This is a genomic window from Bdellovibrio bacteriovorus HD100, from assembly GCF_000196175.1.
GTDB classification, from domain to species: Bacteria; Bdellovibrionota; Bdellovibrionia; order Bdellovibrionales; family Bdellovibrionaceae; genus Bdellovibrio; species Bdellovibrio bacteriovorus.
On record NC_005363.1, the window covers coordinates 1,617,205 to 1,633,888 of the forward strand.

Here is a 16,684-nt window from a genome sequence, read left to right on the forward strand (position 1 = left end):
GGGGGATTTGGTGAAAAGACGAATTTGTGTGTTAAGTGGAACGAGGGCAGACTACGGCCTGCTCTACTGGCTTATGAAAGAGCTTCAGACTTACTCGTCAGTAGACCTGCAAATCATTGCGACCGGTATGCACTTAAGTCCTGAATTTGGTATGACATATAAATTCATCGAGGCTGACGGTTTTCTAATTAATGAAAAAGTTGAGATGCTACTGTCGGGAGATTCTGTAACAGCCCTGTGTAAATCAATGGGTTTAGGGGTCATGGGTATTTCGGAGGCATTGGCAAGACTTTCCCCGGACCTGCTAGTTGTTCTGGGTGATAGATTTGAAGCCCTTGCTGGAGCTCAGGCTGCGATGATTCACCGTATACCGATTGCTCATCTTCATGGCGGTGAAGCTACCGAAGGCTTGATTGATGAAGCCATTCGGCATTCGATCACTAAGATGTCGCACTTGCATTTTGTTGCAGCCGAAGCATATCGAAATAAAGTTATTCAGTTGGGGGAGTCTCCAGATAGGGTTTTCAACTTTGGAGCTACGGGAATCGACAACATTAAGAGACTTCCTCTTTTTAATCGTGAGGAAGTGGAAGAAAGGATTCCTGTGCTGAAAGGTGCAAAGGGGCCTGTTTTTCTTGTCACTTATCACCCAGTGACACTTTTAAATAGTTCTCCAGAGCAGGCGATGGCTGATTTGCTGTCAGCGATCGAGGAGTTCTCGGATGCTTGTGTAATATTGACGAAATCAAACGCTGATACAGCAGGCCGCGTAATTAATGAAATGATTGATCAGTTTTGTCTGAAGCATCCTGAAAGAGCAATGTCTAGTGTTTCCCTGGGGCAGAAGCTGTACCTGAGTGTGATGTCCATAGCTAATGTGGTCGTTGGAAACTCATCGAGTGGTATTATTGAGGCTCCGGCTATGAATATTCCAACAGTTAACATTGGTCCTCGTCAGCAGGGGCGAGCCAAAGCCCCATCCGTTTTGGACTGTAACGAGACAAAATCTGAGATTGTAAGTGGTATTCAAACCGTTCTCGAAAATAGCTTTATGGCATCCCGCAAAGATAAACATGTATATGGCGATGGAAATACGGCTGTTAAGGTTGCTGAAGTCCTTGCCTCTTATGATCTTGACGGAATCATTTTCAAAAAATTTTATAGTATTGATGGCGTGAAATGAAGATTGCGTTTATTGGCTGCGTGGATTTTAGTGAAGCTATGCTCAGAACGGTACTTAACGTTCCAAAAGCTGAAGTTTGCTGTATTATCACCCGTAAGGCTTCATCATTTAACAGCGACTTTCGAGACCTGACTCCCATTGCTGAAGAAAGGAAGATCCCAGTGTTTCATGCGACGGGGAATATGCAGTCGTCCATGGAATCTTTCCTTCAAGAGCACTCTCCAGATGTAATTTTTTGCTTTGGTTGGTCTTATTTGCTTCAGCCCGCAATATTGAACTTATCACGTTTGGGAGTTGTTGGTTTCCATCCGGCAGAGCTACCTGAAAATCGCGGACGCCATCCTATTATTTGGGCTTTAGCATTGGGGTTGAAGCAGACAGCTTCAACATTCTTTTGGATGGATGACGGAGCTGATAGTGGAGATATCCTCAGTCAACAACCTATTCAGATCTCAGACGACGATGATGCAGCCTCTCTTTATCATAAAGTTATTGAGACAGCTCAGAATCAAGTTGCCGTATTTGTGACTGACTTGCTGGTGGGTAGAGTAATTAGACTTCCTCAGGATGCCACTCGGGCAACATATTGGAGAAAACGAGGTAAGTCAGATGGGCGAATTGACTTTAGGATGAGTTCTTCCGGAATTCATAATTTGGTACGTGCTCTAGCAAGGCCCTATGTAGGTGCCCATGTCGAGAAGGATGGTCAAGACTACAAGGTTTGGAAAACTCGATTAAGTTCTGTTGTCTTTCCAGTGAATATTGAGCCGGGCAAAGTTGTGGCTGTGAATGGTTCAGTTCTTACAATTAAGACTTCAGATTCTGCTATCGATATTCTTGAACATGAATTTACAAATCTACCTACCATAGGGGAATACTTGTAATGTCTAAAAATGTAGTGGTTATTGCGCCTCATCCTGACGATGAGACTCTAGGTTGTGGCGGTACAATTTTGAAGCACATAAAGTCGGGTGATTCAGTTCACTGGATCATTGTGACCAGAATGAGTACTGAAAGATTTACCGAGACCCAGCGATCACGCAGAAGTAGTGAAATATCGGAGGTTGCCAATAGATATGGCTTCTCATCAACGACGATTTTGAATTTTAATGCTGCTGAGCTAAACAGTGTTAATCTTGGTGACCTGATTGATGAATTATCTCAAGTCTTTCAAAGAATTAGGCCGGAGGTTGTGTATTCTCCATTCTATGGGGATGTACATACTGATCACGGGTGGACCTTTAAGGCGGTTCTTGCTTGTACCAAGTCGTTTCGTTATTCGTTTATTAAACGGGTACTTTGCTACGAAACTATTTCTGAAACAGAGTTTGGTTCAGTCAATGGGGCAGCGCAGTTTCTTCCGCAAGTGTTTGTGGACGTTACGGATACATTCGAAAAGAAAATGGAAATTATGAAAATCTACGCTTCGGAAATGGGGGAGTTTCCATATCCACGTAGTGCTGAAGCAATTAAGTCTCTCGCTCAGCTTCGTGGCTCGACTGCGGGAGTAAAGAATGCAGAAAGCTTTCAGTTAATTAGGGAGATACTATGACATATATCATTGCAGAAGCTGGCGTAAATCATAATGGTTCGTTGGAGATGGCCAAAAAACTTGTTGATGTTGCGAAAGAATCTGGTGCAGATGCCGTAAAGTTTCAAACGTTTAAAGCAGAGAATATTGTCAGCAAAAAAGCTCCAAAAGCAGACTACCAAGTTGAAACGACAGGTAATAATGAGACTCAGCTTCAGATGATTCAAAAGCTAGAGCTCGACGAGGAAGCGCATGCCGTTTTGGTCGAGTATTGCAAAAAGAAGGGAATTGATTTTCTTTCAACACCATTTGATATCCCGAGCGTAGGACTATTGGCGAAGAAAATGGGTGTGCCTCGTTTAAAAGTGCCTTCTGGTGAGATTATCAATGCTCCGCTGCTTTTGAAGGTGGCGCAAACAAATCTCCCAGTAATTGTTTCCACGGGAATGGCTACTTTGGGAGAAATTGAAGCAGCTTTGGGTGTATTGGCTTTCGGTTATCTGGGATCAAAAGAGCAACCATCAGTTCGTCAATTCCAAAATGCATTTATCAGTGAAGAGGGGCGTAGGAAGCTATCTGAAAAGGTCACGATTTTACATTGCACCACTGACTATCCAGCAAAGCTTGAAGAAGTAAATCTGAATGCAATGTTGACGATCAAAAATGCTTTTGGTCTGCCAATTGGTTACTCGGATCATACTGTTGGAATTTCTGTGGCGATTGCAGCCGTAGCAATGGGGGCCACGTTAATTGAAAAGCACTTCACTTTAGATAGAAATCTGCCGGGGCCGGATCATAGAGCCTCGTTGGAGCCTCAGGAATTGAAAAATATGGTTGATGGCATCAGAGCTGTTGAGAAAGCCAAAGGCTCCTTTGTCAAAGGTCCAACACCCGCTGAAGTTTTGAATCGTGCGGTTGTTAGAAGAAGTCTTGTCGCAAAAGCAGAGATTCAGGTAAATGAAAGGTTTAGTGAGAATAATCTTGATGCGAAAAGGCCGGGTACTGGGGTTTCACCAATGTTGTTTTGGGAGTATTTGAGTAAGTCTTCTTCCAAGGCTTACGCCGTGGACGATTTGATTGAGGATTAATATATATGTCTGTTGCGGGAACAATTGTTTTGGGTGCAGGCGGGCATTCAAAAGTTGTGGTTGACACCTTAATTGCCAGTTCTGTTGTTGTTGTTGGTCTGACTGATATAGATCTGGCGAGGCAAGGTACTCTTGTATTAAATATTCCAGTTATTGGTACCGATAATGAGATTTTGAAGTATGCGACGGATGGTATTGTCCTTGCGTTGGGTATTGGATCTGTCCGGGCAAGCACTTTGAGAGAGAAGGTCTTTCAAAAGTATACAAGTTTGGGTTATTCATTTCCCAAAATAGTTCACCCTTCAGCGATTCTCAGCTCCGTGGTACATATTGGTGAAGGTGTTCAAATTATGGCAGGCTGTATTGTCCAGGCTGGAGTCGAAATTGGAGACAACTCTATTTTGAATACTGGCGCTCAGTTGGACCATGACTGTATTATTGGCAAAAATGTTCATATATCACCTGGAGCTAATTTGTCGGGTGGTGTCGTTGTTGAGGACGGAGCTCACGTCGGTGTCGGTGCTACTATCATTCAGGGGGTACGTGTTGGGGCGAGGTCTACAGTTGGCGCTGGGGCTGTCGTTGTTAAAGATGTACCTCCCGATACAATTGTTTTTGGGGTTCCGGCAAGGGAAGTTAAGTCACAAGTGCGGTCGTCACTTTAGGGTTATTTATGATGGTGAATTCTGATTTTTTCGTTTCTTTGGATGATACTTTAAGGCATGCAATGGAAGTTCTCGAGAGAAATTCTATTCAAATCTGCTTTGTCTTGGATGACAACAAAAAGCTAGTAGGTGCACTTACCGATGGGGATATTCGACGAGCCCTCTTAAAGTGTTCCGATTTGGATCAATTGGTTAAAGGAGTAATGAATAAGAACCCTAAAAGTATATCGGAGGGATTGTCGAGGAACGAGATTGTTGCGAAAATGCGCCAATGGAGAGTTAGGCATTTACCTGTGTTAAACAGTGCTGGCTGTGTAGTTCGAATCGAAGGTACTGATAGTATTCTTGGTTTGTTAAGGCGAGAAAATAAAGTTGTCCTAATGGCTGGTGGCTTTGGGAAGAGGCTGAGTCCACTAACAGACAGCGTTCCCAAACCACTCTTGAGGGTTGGTGGCCGTCCGATTTTGGAAACAATATTGATGCGTTTCTGTGAATTGGGGTTCTATAATTTTATTTTTGTTGTTAATTATCGTGCGGAGATGATTAAGGAGTATTTTCAAAACGGTGAAAAGTGGGGCGCAACGATAGAGTATTTGCATGAGGAGATACCGCTGGGTACATGTGGAGGCCTATCGTTGCTATCCGAAAAACCGTCATCTCCAATTTTTGTGATGAACGGTGATATTTTAACTAGAGCAAACTTTGCAGAAATGTTGGATTTTCACGCATCCAGTATGGCCACGGCCACAATGGTCGTTCGAGAGCATATTATTGAAATTCCTTACGGTGTGGTAAAAGTAAATGGTGATGAAATAGTCTCAATTGAGGAGAAACCGAAAGAAAAAACCTTTGTCAATGCTGGGATTTACATATTATCCCCTGAGGCCCTTGAGTATATTCCTAGAGATCAATTTTATGATATGCCTAGTTTATTTATGTCCCTTAAGGACAAAGAAAAATTGATACAGAGTTTTAAACTTAAAGATTACTGGGTCGACATCGGTAGGCTGGAAGATTTTCATAAAGCTCAGTCTGATTTTGAAGGGTACTTCGGTGGGTAGCTTAGCTATAATACCAGCACGAGCTGGATCGAGAAGATTGCCAGGGAAGAACAAGAGGAATTTTGCTGGAAAACCTTTGGTTCAATGGACGATAGAAGCGGCTTTAGATTCTTCTGAATTTAGTTGTATTGTTGTTTCAAGTGACGATTTGGATGTGTTGTCATTGGTTGAGAAGTTTCCTTCTGTGCTTTTTTTGGAGCGTGATCCACGACTATCAAGCGATAGTGCAACAAGTGTTGATGTAATGTTGGATGTTATTGATAGGGTTGGTGCAAAATTTCAGACTGTAACACTTTTGCAGCCGACCTCGCCTCTGCGTGATAGTGATTGTATTCGAAATGCATTTTCATTTTATCGGAGTTGTGGTTTTAAACAGGTAGTTAGCGCAAGGGATTTAAAAGAAAATGTTAACCACTTGGCGGTGGTAACAGATGGCAAATTAAATAGAATCGCGAGTGATAAACTATTTATGACTGAAGGAAGTAGTTTAGTTGCTCTTAATGGTGCGATTTATATATCGGAGTTCGATTATTTTAGGGCAATGAAGTCTTTGTTTACTGAAAGCACGACTGCTTTTTTGATGGAGGCGCTTATCTCAATTGATATTGACTACGAAGATGACTGGCAAAAAGCAGAATCGGTTGCGCTAGCACTTGGTAAGGCGAAGTAGGTGGACGAGGCATTAGTATCCTTTTTTTTGAGTGGCAGTCTCAACGGATTCGCATATTTTATTGAAAGGCAGCTTTTATGAATGATAATTGGGGTAAAATAAGTTCCAAAAAATGGATAATAATTGTCGTTTCTTTTTCTGTTGCGCTAGTGGGGTACGTCTTTGCATTCAGGTATCTGTCTGAAAATGAAACCGAGAGGGTTAGTTTCGCTATCCGATCGGCGGTAGAGGATGAGCGAGATATTATTCTTTTGAATTCTTTTGATATTAAGTTTTTGTCTTCTTCTGCTTCGATAATGTCTGGTGAAATGTTGCGCAGGCAGGTCGGGGAGGTAGTTGGTAACACCGATGAAATGAAACTCCTAAGAGTTGCATTGGCAAATAAGGGTTTGGTTGATGTGCGCGGATATTATGATCCTTATAAAAGAAGATACAACTTATTTGTCACTCGTTCGAAGGATTCTCAACGTCAAATAGGAGATGAGATCTTTTTGTTGTTAGAGAAACGAGTGAACGTTTTGTTTCAAGATAGGGCCAATATTGAAATTGATACAAAACTTGCGAAATTACGTGCTCAAGAGAAGAGGTTAGAGAGGGAGAACGTTATTTTGGATGAGTTGGCACGATTTAATAGTAATCAGCGAGAGCGGCTGGATATTAAAAAGAATATTTTACTTATAAGGTCTGAAATTAAAGAACTTCTTGAATTTAAGGATAGGACGCTGAGTATTCCAATTTTTGATAAAGTTGAATATGTCGGTGGCGTTATAGATTATTATAGGAAAAGTTTTATTTTCTTCTTGTTGTGTTTTTTTGCCTCCTCAGTGATTTGCATAATTTATGTATGTATTCCCATGTCAGAGTTACGTTTGAAGCCTTCAAATATTAAGAGCTAATGGCATGAGTTCCATATCAATTAGATCTTTAGGAATTAGCTCTTTGACATATCTTTTTTCTGGCGTATTAAGCGCAGTTGTGCCGTTTCTTGCGCTCCCATTTTTTACGAAATATCTGTCTGCTGATGAATATGGTTTAGTGGGGTTATTCCAGGGTGTATTTACGATTTTTCTCGCAGTTGTCGGTCTTGGCGTGGCGGGATCAGTTGTCAAAAAGAGAGGTGATCTGAACGACCATGAGTTTGGTGTGTATAATTTCAACCTACTCCTGATTTGGTTGGCGAGTGGGGTAGTGATTGCGTTTCTAGTTGCATTGCTGAATCCGTATTTAACTGGGTACTTTGTTGTTTCTTCTTTTGTGATATGGGCCGGATTTTTTTATGCGTTCTTTACTTTCGCAACTAACATTCAGTTGGCCATCCTTCAATCGGAAAACAAAAGTTATACTTATAGCTTTATTCAGGTGATGAGTGTAGTTCTGAATGTTTTGTTGGGTGTGATTGCTGTTCGATACTTTATGGCTAGCGGAGAGAGTCGAGTTCTGTCGATGGTTATTGCATCAGTTGTTATGGCTTTTTGTTCAATAATTTTTATTGTTAAAAGCAAGAGAGTTATATTTTTCTATAATGTGGAGCATATTAAGATGGCAATGCGCTTCGGTGTTCCGCTTATGCCTCACGGTCTTACAATATTTTTGAGTAATTGGGCTTCGCTGTTTGTGTTAAAGATGTTTGTTGATGCAGATTCTGTGGGCATATATCTTTTTGCTTTCCAACTTTCAATGGTACTCGGGGTTGCCTGTGATGCCTTTAATCGCGCATATGTACCATGGCTTTTTTCGCATCTAAAGGTCAATCTTTTTAAAGATAAGGTGCGAATAGTTAAAGTCACATATGTTCATTTTGTCGTTACTCTAGGTGTTGCAATATCATCTTTTTATTTGGGGCCGACTTTTATTAAGTTTGTGTTCAGTAGAGAATATTGGGAATCTGCCGAGATTGTCGGCATTCTGGTGTTAGGTCAGGCATTTGGTGGGATGTATTTGATGGTGACAAATTATTTATTCTTTATGGAGCGCACGACTATTTTGTCCGCTGTGACAATATCTACGAATATTTTAGGTCTTGGGTTGTGCTTTTTGCTCGTACAAGACTTTGGCTTAGTTGGCGCTGCGTACGCTTTTTTATTCACAAGAGTTATCTCGTTCGTTTTTGTGTGGATAGCGTCTAGCCGAATTTATAATATGCCATGGTTTTTACGGACTACAGCATGAATATGTTTGCACGGTTTTTAGGTTTTTCTACTTTTTGTCGAGATGAGAAGTTCGAAGTTGTTTCTGTCTCATTATTTCTTTTTTTGACGTTTTTTTTGTTTGCGGCGCAGGCTGTTGGTTTTATGGTTGTCTGGACTTGTTTTGGTGTTTTGTTTTTTTGTCAGTATGTACGGCTCGATCCGGTTGCGCGGAACAATGTTGGCGAGCGCATTGCAATAACCTACTTTCTTTTTGTAGTTATGTCGTGTCTATTCGTTTTGCCATTTTCGGGGGCTCGCGGTTTAAGTAGTGTATACTATGCACTGAATGTAGCGCTTGTGTTTGGAATTGCACATTTTATCTCAAAGCGAGCATTGGTGTTTTATTCTGGTTTTACAGTAGCTTTGTATTTGATTCAGTTTGTCCTTTTGTCGATTATTTTGTTGAGTCCATATTTAGATCCGCTTGGATCTATTGTCGAGGGGTCTAGTTCTAACGGAATAACATCTTACTTAATTCTAGTTCAGGCTTGTTATAACGGAATCACTTATGTGCTAAAACGTAATGTGCCTCCTTGGGGGATGAACGTTATTACCTTTTACATTTGCTTTGTTGGTCAGGGAAGAGGATCGATAGCTGCGGGCTTTTTGTTACTAGGTATAAATATTTTATATGTACTCGTGTCCGGTGGTTCACGAAAGAGGTTTGGGTACGCAGTAGTAATTATTGTCGCTTTGCTATTTGCTGTATTGAAGTTCGATTTATTGTTTAGCTTTGCAATGAAAACTAACTTAGCTAGGGGGTTCTATGACCAACCTAGAATCGAAATGTGGATTGATTATTTTCGAAGCCTTTCGTTTGTTGAGAGTGTCGTTGGTGGAGATTTAAATGGAACTATTATTGGTGATTTTTACCTTGGCAATCCGCATAACTCCTTTTTAAGGGCGCATAATAAGTTTGGTGTTCTTTATATGCTGCTTATGGTTGTTAGTCCCTTCGGATTATTTTTGAAAGGTAATTTTGGGAAAGAGCAGATTTTTATGTTTCTAACACTTGCCGTGGTGTTTTTTCGTGCCATGACAGAACCTATACTTTTTCCTACTTTTTTGGATTTGTTCTACTTTTCGTCAATTTACTGTGCGGTTAGGGCTTCTTACTTAGGGACTGAAAGTGTGGTGGATGGGAGGGGGGCATGGTCGCGGCGCGACATCCTCGATTAAATTTTAGAGTTTCTCTCTTTGTGATGAATGGCTTATGCTATCGGTTCTTTCGTTAATTAAATATTCGGGATGCTATATGGATGATACAAATTATAAAATTTGCCGTAAATGTATTATGGACACTAGTGATCCAAATATCGTTTTTGACGGTAGCGGGCAATGCGACTATTGCAATAACTTCGAAAATAATATCAAGCCGAATTGGCACACAGATTCGCGCGGCCGTGAAGAACTCATGAGGCTTGCTGCGAAAATCAAGAAAGACGGCGAAAAGCGTGAGTTCGACTGCATTATTGGGTTGAGTGGAGGTCTTGATAGTTCCTATGCCGCATACGTAGCTAAAGAGATTATGGGATTGCGTCCTCTGTTATTCCATGTCGACGCTGGTTGGAATACTGATCAGGCTGTTGGTAATATCGAACGCTTGGTAGATGGACTGGGCCTTGATCTTTATACTGAGGTTATTAACTGGGAAGAAATGAAGGATATGCAAACGGCATTCTTGAAGGCACAGGTTGCGGATCAAGATATTCCTCAAGATACGGCATTCTTTTCCGCGTTATATAAATTCGCAAAGTCACATAAAATCAAATACGTCCTGACCGGGGGCAATTATTCAACTGAGTGTTGTAGAGAACCCGAGGAGTGGGGGGCATATCCCGGAATTGATCGTATGCTCATTCAGGATATTCATTCGAAATTTGGGAAAAGAAAATTGAAGTCCTTTCCGATAGTCGATGTTTTATCCTATAAGATCTTCTATCGTTATGTCCTTGGCATGCAGGTTGTAAGACCTTTAAATTTGGTGCCTTATGTGAAGAAGGATGCAGAAGATACACTTGAGCGTCTCTTTGGTTGGAAGCGTTTCCAGCACAAGCACCACGAATCGCGTTTTACACGTTTTTATGAAGACTATTGGATGCCGCGCAAATTTGGTTACGAAAAGAGAAGAGCGCATTTTTCAAGCCTCATCATGACAGGGCAGATGACGCGCGAGCAGGCGTTGGAGCGTATATCTAAGCCGGAAATGGATGCGAACTTCTTAAAGACTGAATTCGAATACGTAGCGAACAAGCTAGATATGACAGTTGATGAGCTCCAGCAAATTTTCGATGGCAAGAATAGAACGTGTCTTGACTATAAGAATAAACGGTTTGTCATTGGGCTTGGGTCCAGAGTTATGAGTGCTTTGGGGTTGGAAAGAAGACTATTCCGATGATCAAAATTGTCGATTATGGTCTTGGTAATATTCAGGCCTTTGCCAATTTGTATAAAAGACTCCATATTCCGGTTGTCGTTGCCAGAACCGCTGATGAGCTTGCTGGCGCCACAAAGATTATTCTTCCGGGGGTTGGGGCTTTTGATCATGCAATGGCAAGATTAAATGAATCAGGAATGCGTGAAATACTGGAAAGCTTGGTTCAAAAAGACAAAGTACCGGTGTTAGGAATTTGCGTCGGAATGCAAATGCTTGCTAACTCCAGCGACGAGGGTGTCTTGCCGGGTTTAGGTTGGGTCCCAGGTCGTGTTAGAGAATTTCGGAATATTCCAGGTTTAGAGGGGATCGCCCAACCTCATATGGGTTGGAACGATGTTAAGCCTGTTGTTAGCTCGGGTCTTTTTAAGGGACTGGAGACTGATGCTCGTTTCTATTTTCTTCATTCGTTCTTTTTTGAATGCCAAAATCCGGATTACTCTCTAGCTAGCGCAAACTATGGTTTGGAATTCAGCTGTGCAGTGGCTAATCGCAACGTCTATGGTGTTCAATTTCACCCTGAAAAAAGTCACGACTTCGGAATGACGCTGTTGAAGAACTTTTCGGAGATTTAGTATGTTAAGACCACGTATAATTCCGTGCCTCCTAGTTAAGGATGGCGGTCTAGTTAAAACGGTAAAATTCAAGGATCCTAAATATGTGGGCGATCCGATTAATGCTGTTAAAATATTTAATGAAAAGCGTGCTGATGAGCTGATTGTTGTGGACATTGATGCAACAGTTAATGGCGTCGAGCCAAATTATAAAATGATCAGTAATCTGGCTATGGAATGCCGTATGCCGCTATGTTATGGCGGTGGAGTTCGAACAGCCGCTCAAGCGAAGAAGATTGTGTCATTGGGAGTAGAGAAGGTCGCAATCAGTGCGGCGGCTCTTGAAAATATGAGTCTTATCACTCAGATGGCCGAGGAAATCGGACGCCAGAGTGTTGTTGTCGTCTTAGACGTAAAAAAGCGGTTGTTAGGGCGTACATTTGATGTTTGGACTCACAATGGCACTAAGAATACAAAGCGCGAGTTTATTGAGGTAGCTAAAGAGGCAGAGCAGCTTGGAGCGGGAGAGATAGTCGTTAACTCAATTGACGACGATGGTAAAATGTCTGGCTACGATGTCGCTCTTATTAAAAAGCTGCGTGAGTCGGTGAAAATTCCGGTTACAGTTCTTGGGGGGGCGGGTTCCCTCGATGATATTTCTAAAGTTATTGAGGAATGCGGTACTGTTGGCGTGGCTGCAGGAAGTTTGTTTGTCTTCAAGGGGCCCTATAAGGCTGTTCTGATCAATTACCCGGATTTGCGTCAGAAGGATGAAATGATCAAAAGCGCATTGCGCAGGTAATGAGAGATTAATATGGCTTCGTATTTTAACGGTAAAACATTGTTGATCACTGGCGGAACAGGCTCTTTTGGGAATGCTGTTCTTAATAGATTCTTAAAGACTGACATTAAGGAAATTCGCATTTTTAGCCGGGACGAGAAGAAACAGGATGATCTTCGTAAAAAGTATCGCAGTGAAAAATTGAAATTTTATATCGGTGATGTTCGTGATTCTCGCAGTATTGAGAATGCTTGTCGTGGAGTAGATTTCATCTTTCACGCGGCCGCTTTAAAGCAGGTGCCGTCTTGTGAGTTTCACCCTATGGAAGCGGTTAAAACCAACGTCAATGGGACGGAAAACGTTCTTGAGGCTGCCATTCATGCCAAAGTGAAGAAGGTCGTGTGCTTGAGTACCGACAAAGCAGTGTATCCCATTAACGCCATGGGCATCTCCAAAGCCATGATGGAAAAAGTGATGGTTGCGAAATCCCGTGGATTGAATGATTCTGAAATTGTGATCTCCGGGACCCGCTATGGGAATGTGATGGCTTCACGTGGATCAGTGATTCCGTTGTTTGTGGATCAGATTCGCGCTGGTAAATCGATCACGGTGACAGATCCTAACATGACTCGATTCATGATGACTCTGGAAGATGCTGTTGATTTGGTTTTATACGCTTTCGAAAATGCAAAGAACGGGGATATTTTTGTTCAAAAGGCTCCGGCGGCTACTGTTGAAGTGTTGGCTAGGGCATTGATGGACTTGTTGGGATCCGGTGGTCATAAGATTGATGTGATCGGAACTCGTCATGGCGAAAAGCTCTATGAAACTTTGTTAAGTAGAGAGGAAATGGCTTCAGCGGAAGACCTGGGGGGATACTACCGCGTTCCACCTGATCTCCGTGATTTGAATTATGGAAAGTATGTTGATCAAGGTGAAGTCGCTATCACTAAATCCGAGGATTACAATTCGCATAATACAGAACGTCTTGATGTCGCTGGGATGAAAGAGCTTTTGCTTAAGCTTGAATTCATTCGTGCTATTAAAGATGGACGCTCGGTAAATCCGGAGGATTAGCCATGAAGGTTCTGATCACGGGTTCCCAAGGATTTCTGGGCAAGAATCTGATCGTTCGACTTCGGGAGCTTAAAAAGTACGAGATTGTTGAGTTTAATCGTGAAAATACGGTTGCTGATCTTCCGAAGCTTGTTGGCGGGGCAGATTTTGTATTCCATTTGGCAGGAGTAAATCGCCCTCAGAATGATTTGGAATTCAAGGCAGGGAACGCGGACCTTACTCAAGAGTTATGCAGGGTTTTGAAGGAAACTGGAAAATCAATTCCTGTGGTTTATGCCTCTTCCATTCAAGCAGAGCTAGAGAATGCTTATGGGCAGTCAAAAAAGGCGGCAGAAGATTTTCTGCTTGAACTGACAGGCAAGCTTCCTGTTTCAATCTATAGATTGCCGAATATTTTCGGAAAGTGGAGTCGGCCTAATTATAATTCAGCTGTAGCCACTTTTTGCCATAATATTTCCCAAGGTTTGCCGATTGCAATTAACAATCCAGACGCGGCTGTGACACTTGTCTACGTCGATGATGTGGTATCTCAGTTTTTGACTCACTTGGAAGGTCCCGATGCCAAGGAGTTGTTCCCGGCCATTGCTCCTACCTACAAAGTGACAGTTGGGGAGCTCGCGAGGCAGATCGAAGCATTTAAGGAAAGCCGAAGTAGTCTGGTAACAGAGGCTGTTGGGGCTGGGCTGGTTCGGGCTCTTCATGCTACTTATCTTAGCTTTTTGAAGCCGGATCAGTTTGCCTACTCTGTGCCTCGGTACGGTGATAATCGCGGTGTGTTTGTTGAAATGCTTAAAACAAAAGATTCTGGTCAGTTTTCCTTCTTTACTGCGCATCCTGGTATTACGCGTGGTGGACACTATCATCACAGTAAGACTGAGAAGTTTTTGGTTTTGAAAGGGAAAGCTCGTTATCGTTTCCGTCACATTGTCACTAAAGAGTTCTACGAGCTTGATGTGGATGCTGTGGATTCGAAGATTGTGGAGACTATTCCTGGCTGGTCTCATGACATTACCAATATTGGCAACGAAGAGTTGGTAGTTATGTTATGGGCCAATGAGATTTTTGATCGCGCAAAACCTGATACGGTAGCGCACGAGGTTTAGTTTGAAGAAAATGAAAGTAATGACAGTTTTAGGTACCAGACCTGAGATTATTCGGTTGTCCCGGGTTTTGGCTAAATTAGATCAACACTGTGAACATAAAATAGTCCACACAGGTCAAAATTATGATTTTGAATTGAACGAGATTTTCTTTCAGGACCTCGGTGTGCGAAAGCCGGATTTCTTCTTGAATGCAGCGGGAGAATCTGCGACCGAAACAATTGGTAATATCATCAAAACCGTAGATAAAGTTATGGGTGAATTTCTGCCCGAGGCAGTGCTAGTTTTGGGCGATACTAACAGTTGTCTATCTGTGATCGCGGCAAAACGTCGGAAAGTTCCTATTTTTCATATGGAAGCAGGCAATCGATGTTTTGATCAAAGAGTTCCTGAAGAGACCAATAGAAAGATCGTAGATCATACGGCCGATATCAATCTGACTTATAGCTCGATTGCGCGAGAATACCTCTTGCGCGAAGGACTGCCGCCTGATCGTGTGATTAAGACTGGCAGCCCCATGTTTGAAGTGCTTACTCATTATCGAAAACAGATTGACTCCTCAGATGTACTATCCCGACTTGGATTGAAGTCTGGGCAGTACTTTGTGGTCAGCGCTCACCGTGAAGAGAATATTGAGTCCGATGTAAACTTTGATAAATTGGTGGAATCTCTCAATCTTGTAGCTGAAACATTCGATATCCCTGTGGTAGTGAGCACTCATCCGAGAACTCAGAACCGCATCGACAAAAGGGGAAGTAAGTTCCATTCCAATGTCAGATTGCTGAAGCCTCTTGGATTTAGTGATTACAATCATCTTCAGCTTCATGCGCGAGCAGTTCTTTCTGATAGTGGTACTATCACTGAAGAATCTTCTATCATGAATTTCCCTGCGCTGAATATCCGGGAAGCGCATGAACGTCCTGAAGGATTTGAAGAGGCTTCGGTGATGATGGTGGGGTTGGATAAAATCCGCATTATGCAGGCATTGCGGATTCTTGAAACACAACCTCGCGCGGATGATCGATTGTTGCGACAGGTGGCGGATTATTCGATGCCAAACGTATCAGACAAGGTGGTTCGAATTATTCAGAGCTATACAGATTATGTGAATAGGGTTGTTTGGCGTAAATAATGAATATTCTGATTGTTACACAGTACTTTTTTCCGGAGACCTTCATTATCAATGACTTGGTTGTTGAGATGGAAAAGCAAGGTCACAATGTGACAGTCTTGACCGGGAAGCCAAATTATCCAGATGGTAAGATATTCTCTGGTTATAAAGCGTCTGGTGTGGTTCGCGAAAAGTATGCTGAGGATGTTGAGATTGTTCGTGTTCCCCTGAGACCAAGGGGGGCGGGGGGCGCAAAGAATCTTATTCTAAATTATTTGTCCTTCGTCTTGTTTGGATGTTTGTTGGGGCCGTGGTTGCTCCGTAAGAAGAAGTTTGATGTGTCATTTGTATTCGTACCTTCGCCAATTACCGGCGCTTTTCCTGCGATGGTACTAAAAGGGCTGACAGGGACGCCAATTGCTTTGTGGGTTTTGGATTTATGGCCGCAAAGTCTGGTTGTTACTAAGTTTGTAAAGAATCCCGTTCTGCTGAAGGCCGTGGAGGCAATGGTTTGGTTTATTTACCGCTGCTGCGACTCGGTTCTTGTTCAATCTAAATCTTTCATTGAACCGGTTAAGAAAATAGACAGTAAATGTACTCCAATTTATTATCCTAATTCTTTTAAGAAGATGTCCATTGATCCTACTTTGACTCTGCCTTTGGATGCGGAGAATGCTTTGAAGAAGCACTTTTCTGTGGTCTTTGCCGGCAATATCGGTAAAGCACAATCCGTCGAAACTATTGTTGCGGCAGCCAAATTGCTCCAGGATCTGCCTGATTTGAAAATTGTTTTCGTGGGCAGCGGTAGCATGTTGTCTTGGATTCAAGATAAGATCAAGATTGACGGTCTTTCAAATATTCAGTGCTTGGGACGGTTCGATATTTCTTACATTCCCCTTATCTACGCTCAGTCCAGTGCGCTATTGTTGACTCTTAATGCGGATGAAATTTTGAAATACACTCTTCCTTGGAAGACTCAATCATATATGGCAGCGGGAAAGCCCATTATTGGTGCAATCGATGGTGAAGGTGCTAGGACTATATTAGAGGCAGAATGCGGCCTGTGTGGGCCGGCTGAGGATGCTCAGGCGCTTGCCGACAATATTCGCAGAATGTATGTAATGGATCCATTAGAGCTAGAGGCCATGGGAAATCGCGGCAAAAAGTACTACGAGGATAACTTTGAAATGACGACGCAAACCACTCGGTTGATAAATATTTTAAGAACAACTAAGTAAGT

The 16,684-nt window shown here is 42.3% G+C and carries 17 protein-coding genes; all 17 read left to right on the top strand.

The window, feature by feature from the left end:
- Positions 1-7 precede the first annotated feature (7 nt).
- The 17 genes from neuC (at position 8) to BD_RS07725 (ending at position 16,682) form a co-directional block, all read left to right on the top strand.
- Positions 8-1,183 (top strand): UDP-N-acetylglucosamine 2-epimerase, encoded by a 1,176-nt coding sequence (neuC, locus tag BD_RS07645; protein ID WP_041583516.1) that lies wholly within the window; start codon positions 8-10, stop codon positions 1,181-1,183.
- Positions 1,180-2,067 (top strand): formyltransferase family protein, encoded by an 888-nt coding sequence (locus BD_RS07650; protein WP_011164154.1) that lies wholly within the window; start codon positions 1,180-1,182, stop codon positions 2,065-2,067. The genes neuC and BD_RS07650 overlap by 4 nt, the downstream gene beginning before the upstream one ends.
- Positions 2,067-2,735 (top strand): PIG-L deacetylase family protein, encoded by a 669-nt coding sequence (locus tag BD_RS07655; RefSeq protein ID WP_041583517.1) that lies wholly within the window; start codon positions 2,067-2,069, stop codon positions 2,733-2,735. The genes BD_RS07650 and BD_RS07655 overlap by 1 nt, the downstream gene beginning before the upstream one ends.
- Positions 2,732-3,802 carry an N-acetylneuraminate synthase gene (gene neuB / locus BD_RS07660; protein WP_011164155.1) on the top strand — a complete coding sequence of 357 codons (1,071 nt, stop codon included), beginning with the start codon at positions 2,732-2,734 and terminating at the stop codon, positions 3,800-3,802. The genes BD_RS07655 and neuB overlap by 4 nt, the downstream gene beginning before the upstream one ends.
- A gap of 5 nt (positions 3,803-3,807) precedes the next feature.
- A complete protein-coding gene (locus tag BD_RS07665; protein ID WP_011164156.1) occupies positions 3,808-4,467 on the top strand; it encodes an acetyltransferase in 660 nt (219 codons plus the stop codon).
- 8 nt (positions 4,468-4,475) lie between these two features.
- Positions 4,476-5,528 carry a nucleotidyltransferase family protein gene (locus BD_RS07670; RefSeq protein ID WP_011164157.1) on the top strand — a complete coding sequence of 351 codons (1,053 nt, stop codon included), beginning with the start codon at positions 4,476-4,478 and terminating at the stop codon, positions 5,526-5,528.
- Positions 5,521-6,198: an acylneuraminate cytidylyltransferase family protein gene (locus BD_RS07675; protein ID WP_041583518.1), complete on the top strand. Its 678-nt coding sequence runs from the start codon at positions 5,521-5,523 to the stop codon at positions 6,196-6,198. Before BD_RS07670 ends, BD_RS07675 begins: the two co-directional genes overlap by 8 nt.
- A gap of 77 nt (positions 6,199-6,275) precedes the next feature.
- Positions 6,276-7,094, top strand: a complete 819-nt coding sequence (locus tag BD_RS07680; RefSeq protein WP_011164159.1) for a hypothetical protein — start codon at positions 6,276-6,278, stop codon at positions 7,092-7,094.
- 4 nt (positions 7,095-7,098) lie between these two features.
- A complete protein-coding gene (locus tag BD_RS07685; protein ID WP_011164160.1) occupies positions 7,099-8,367 on the top strand; it encodes an oligosaccharide flippase family protein in 1,269 nt (422 codons plus the stop codon).
- Complete coding sequence (locus BD_RS07690; RefSeq protein ID WP_041583520.1) at positions 8,364-9,566, top strand: hypothetical protein; 1,203 nt, start codon at positions 8,364-8,366, stop codon at positions 9,564-9,566. The genes BD_RS07685 and BD_RS07690 overlap by 4 nt, the downstream gene beginning before the upstream one ends.
- 76 nt (positions 9,567-9,642) lie before the next feature.
- Positions 9,643-10,785 (top strand): N-acetyl sugar amidotransferase, encoded by a 1,143-nt coding sequence (locus BD_RS07695; protein WP_041583521.1) that lies wholly within the window; start codon positions 9,643-9,645, stop codon positions 10,783-10,785.
- Positions 10,782-11,396, top strand: coding sequence for an imidazole glycerol phosphate synthase subunit HisH (gene hisH / locus BD_RS07700; protein WP_011164163.1), 615 nt, complete (start codon positions 10,782-10,784; stop codon positions 11,394-11,396). The genes BD_RS07695 and hisH overlap by 4 nt, the downstream gene beginning before the upstream one ends.
- A gap of 1 nt (position 11,397) precedes the next feature.
- A complete protein-coding gene (locus tag BD_RS07705) occupies positions 11,398-12,177 on the top strand; it encodes an AglZ/HisF2 family acetamidino modification protein (RefSeq protein WP_011164164.1) in 780 nt (259 codons plus the stop codon).
- Positions 12,178-12,189: 12 nt separating this feature from the next.
- Positions 12,190-13,233: a polysaccharide biosynthesis protein gene (locus BD_RS07710; RefSeq protein WP_011164165.1), complete on the top strand. Its 1,044-nt coding sequence runs from the start codon at positions 12,190-12,192 to the stop codon at positions 13,231-13,233.
- A gap of 2 nt (positions 13,234-13,235) precedes the next feature.
- A complete protein-coding gene (gene wbjC, locus BD_RS07715) occupies positions 13,236-14,336 on the top strand; it encodes a UDP-2-acetamido-2,6-beta-L-arabino-hexul-4-ose reductase (protein ID WP_011164166.1) in 1,101 nt (366 codons plus the stop codon).
- Position 14,337: 1 nt separating this feature from the next.
- A complete protein-coding gene (wecB, locus tag BD_RS07720; RefSeq protein WP_011164167.1) occupies positions 14,338-15,465 on the top strand; it encodes a non-hydrolyzing UDP-N-acetylglucosamine 2-epimerase in 1,128 nt (375 codons plus the stop codon).
- Complete coding sequence (locus tag BD_RS07725) at positions 15,465-16,682, top strand: glycosyltransferase family 4 protein (protein WP_011164168.1); 1,218 nt, start codon at positions 15,465-15,467, stop codon at positions 16,680-16,682. Before wecB ends, BD_RS07725 begins: the two co-directional genes overlap by 1 nt.
- Positions 16,683-16,684: the final 2 nt, after the last annotated feature.

Bases quoted from the DNA above. Each gene is read 5' to 3' on its own strand.
- BD_RS07650 (WP_011164154.1), top strand. From the start codon at position 1,180: ATGAAGATTGCGTTTATTGGCTGCGTGGATTTTAGTGAAGCTATGCTC.
- BD_RS07655 (WP_041583517.1), top strand. From the start codon at position 2,067: ATGTCTAAAAATGTAGTGGTTATTGCGCCTCATCCTGACGATGAGACT.
- neuB (WP_011164155.1), top strand. From the start codon at position 2,732: ATGACATATATCATTGCAGAAGCTGGCGTAAATCATAATGGTTCGTTG.
- BD_RS07665 (WP_011164156.1), top strand. From the start codon at position 3,808: ATGTCTGTTGCGGGAACAATTGTTTTGGGTGCAGGCGGGCATTCAAAA.
- BD_RS07670 (WP_011164157.1), top strand. From the start codon at position 4,476: ATGATGGTGAATTCTGATTTTTTCGTTTCTTTGGATGATACTTTAAGG.
- BD_RS07680 (WP_011164159.1), top strand. From the start codon at position 6,276: ATGAATGATAATTGGGGTAAAATAAGTTCCAAAAAATGGATAATAATT.
- BD_RS07685 (WP_011164160.1), top strand. From the start codon at position 7,099: ATGAGTTCCATATCAATTAGATCTTTAGGAATTAGCTCTTTGACATAT.
- BD_RS07690 (WP_041583520.1), top strand. From the start codon at position 8,364: ATGAATATGTTTGCACGGTTTTTAGGTTTTTCTACTTTTTGTCGAGAT.
- BD_RS07695 (WP_041583521.1), top strand. From the start codon at position 9,643: ATGGATGATACAAATTATAAAATTTGCCGTAAATGTATTATGGACACT.
- hisH (WP_011164163.1), top strand. From the start codon at position 10,782: ATGATCAAAATTGTCGATTATGGTCTTGGTAATATTCAGGCCTTTGCC.
- BD_RS07705 (WP_011164164.1), top strand. From the start codon at position 11,398: ATGTTAAGACCACGTATAATTCCGTGCCTCCTAGTTAAGGATGGCGGT.
- BD_RS07710 (WP_011164165.1), top strand. From the start codon at position 12,190: ATGGCTTCGTATTTTAACGGTAAAACATTGTTGATCACTGGCGGAACA.
- wbjC (WP_011164166.1), top strand. From the start codon at position 13,236: ATGAAGGTTCTGATCACGGGTTCCCAAGGATTTCTGGGCAAGAATCTG.
- BD_RS07725 (WP_011164168.1), top strand. From the start codon at position 15,465: ATGAATATTCTGATTGTTACACAGTACTTTTTTCCGGAGACCTTCATT.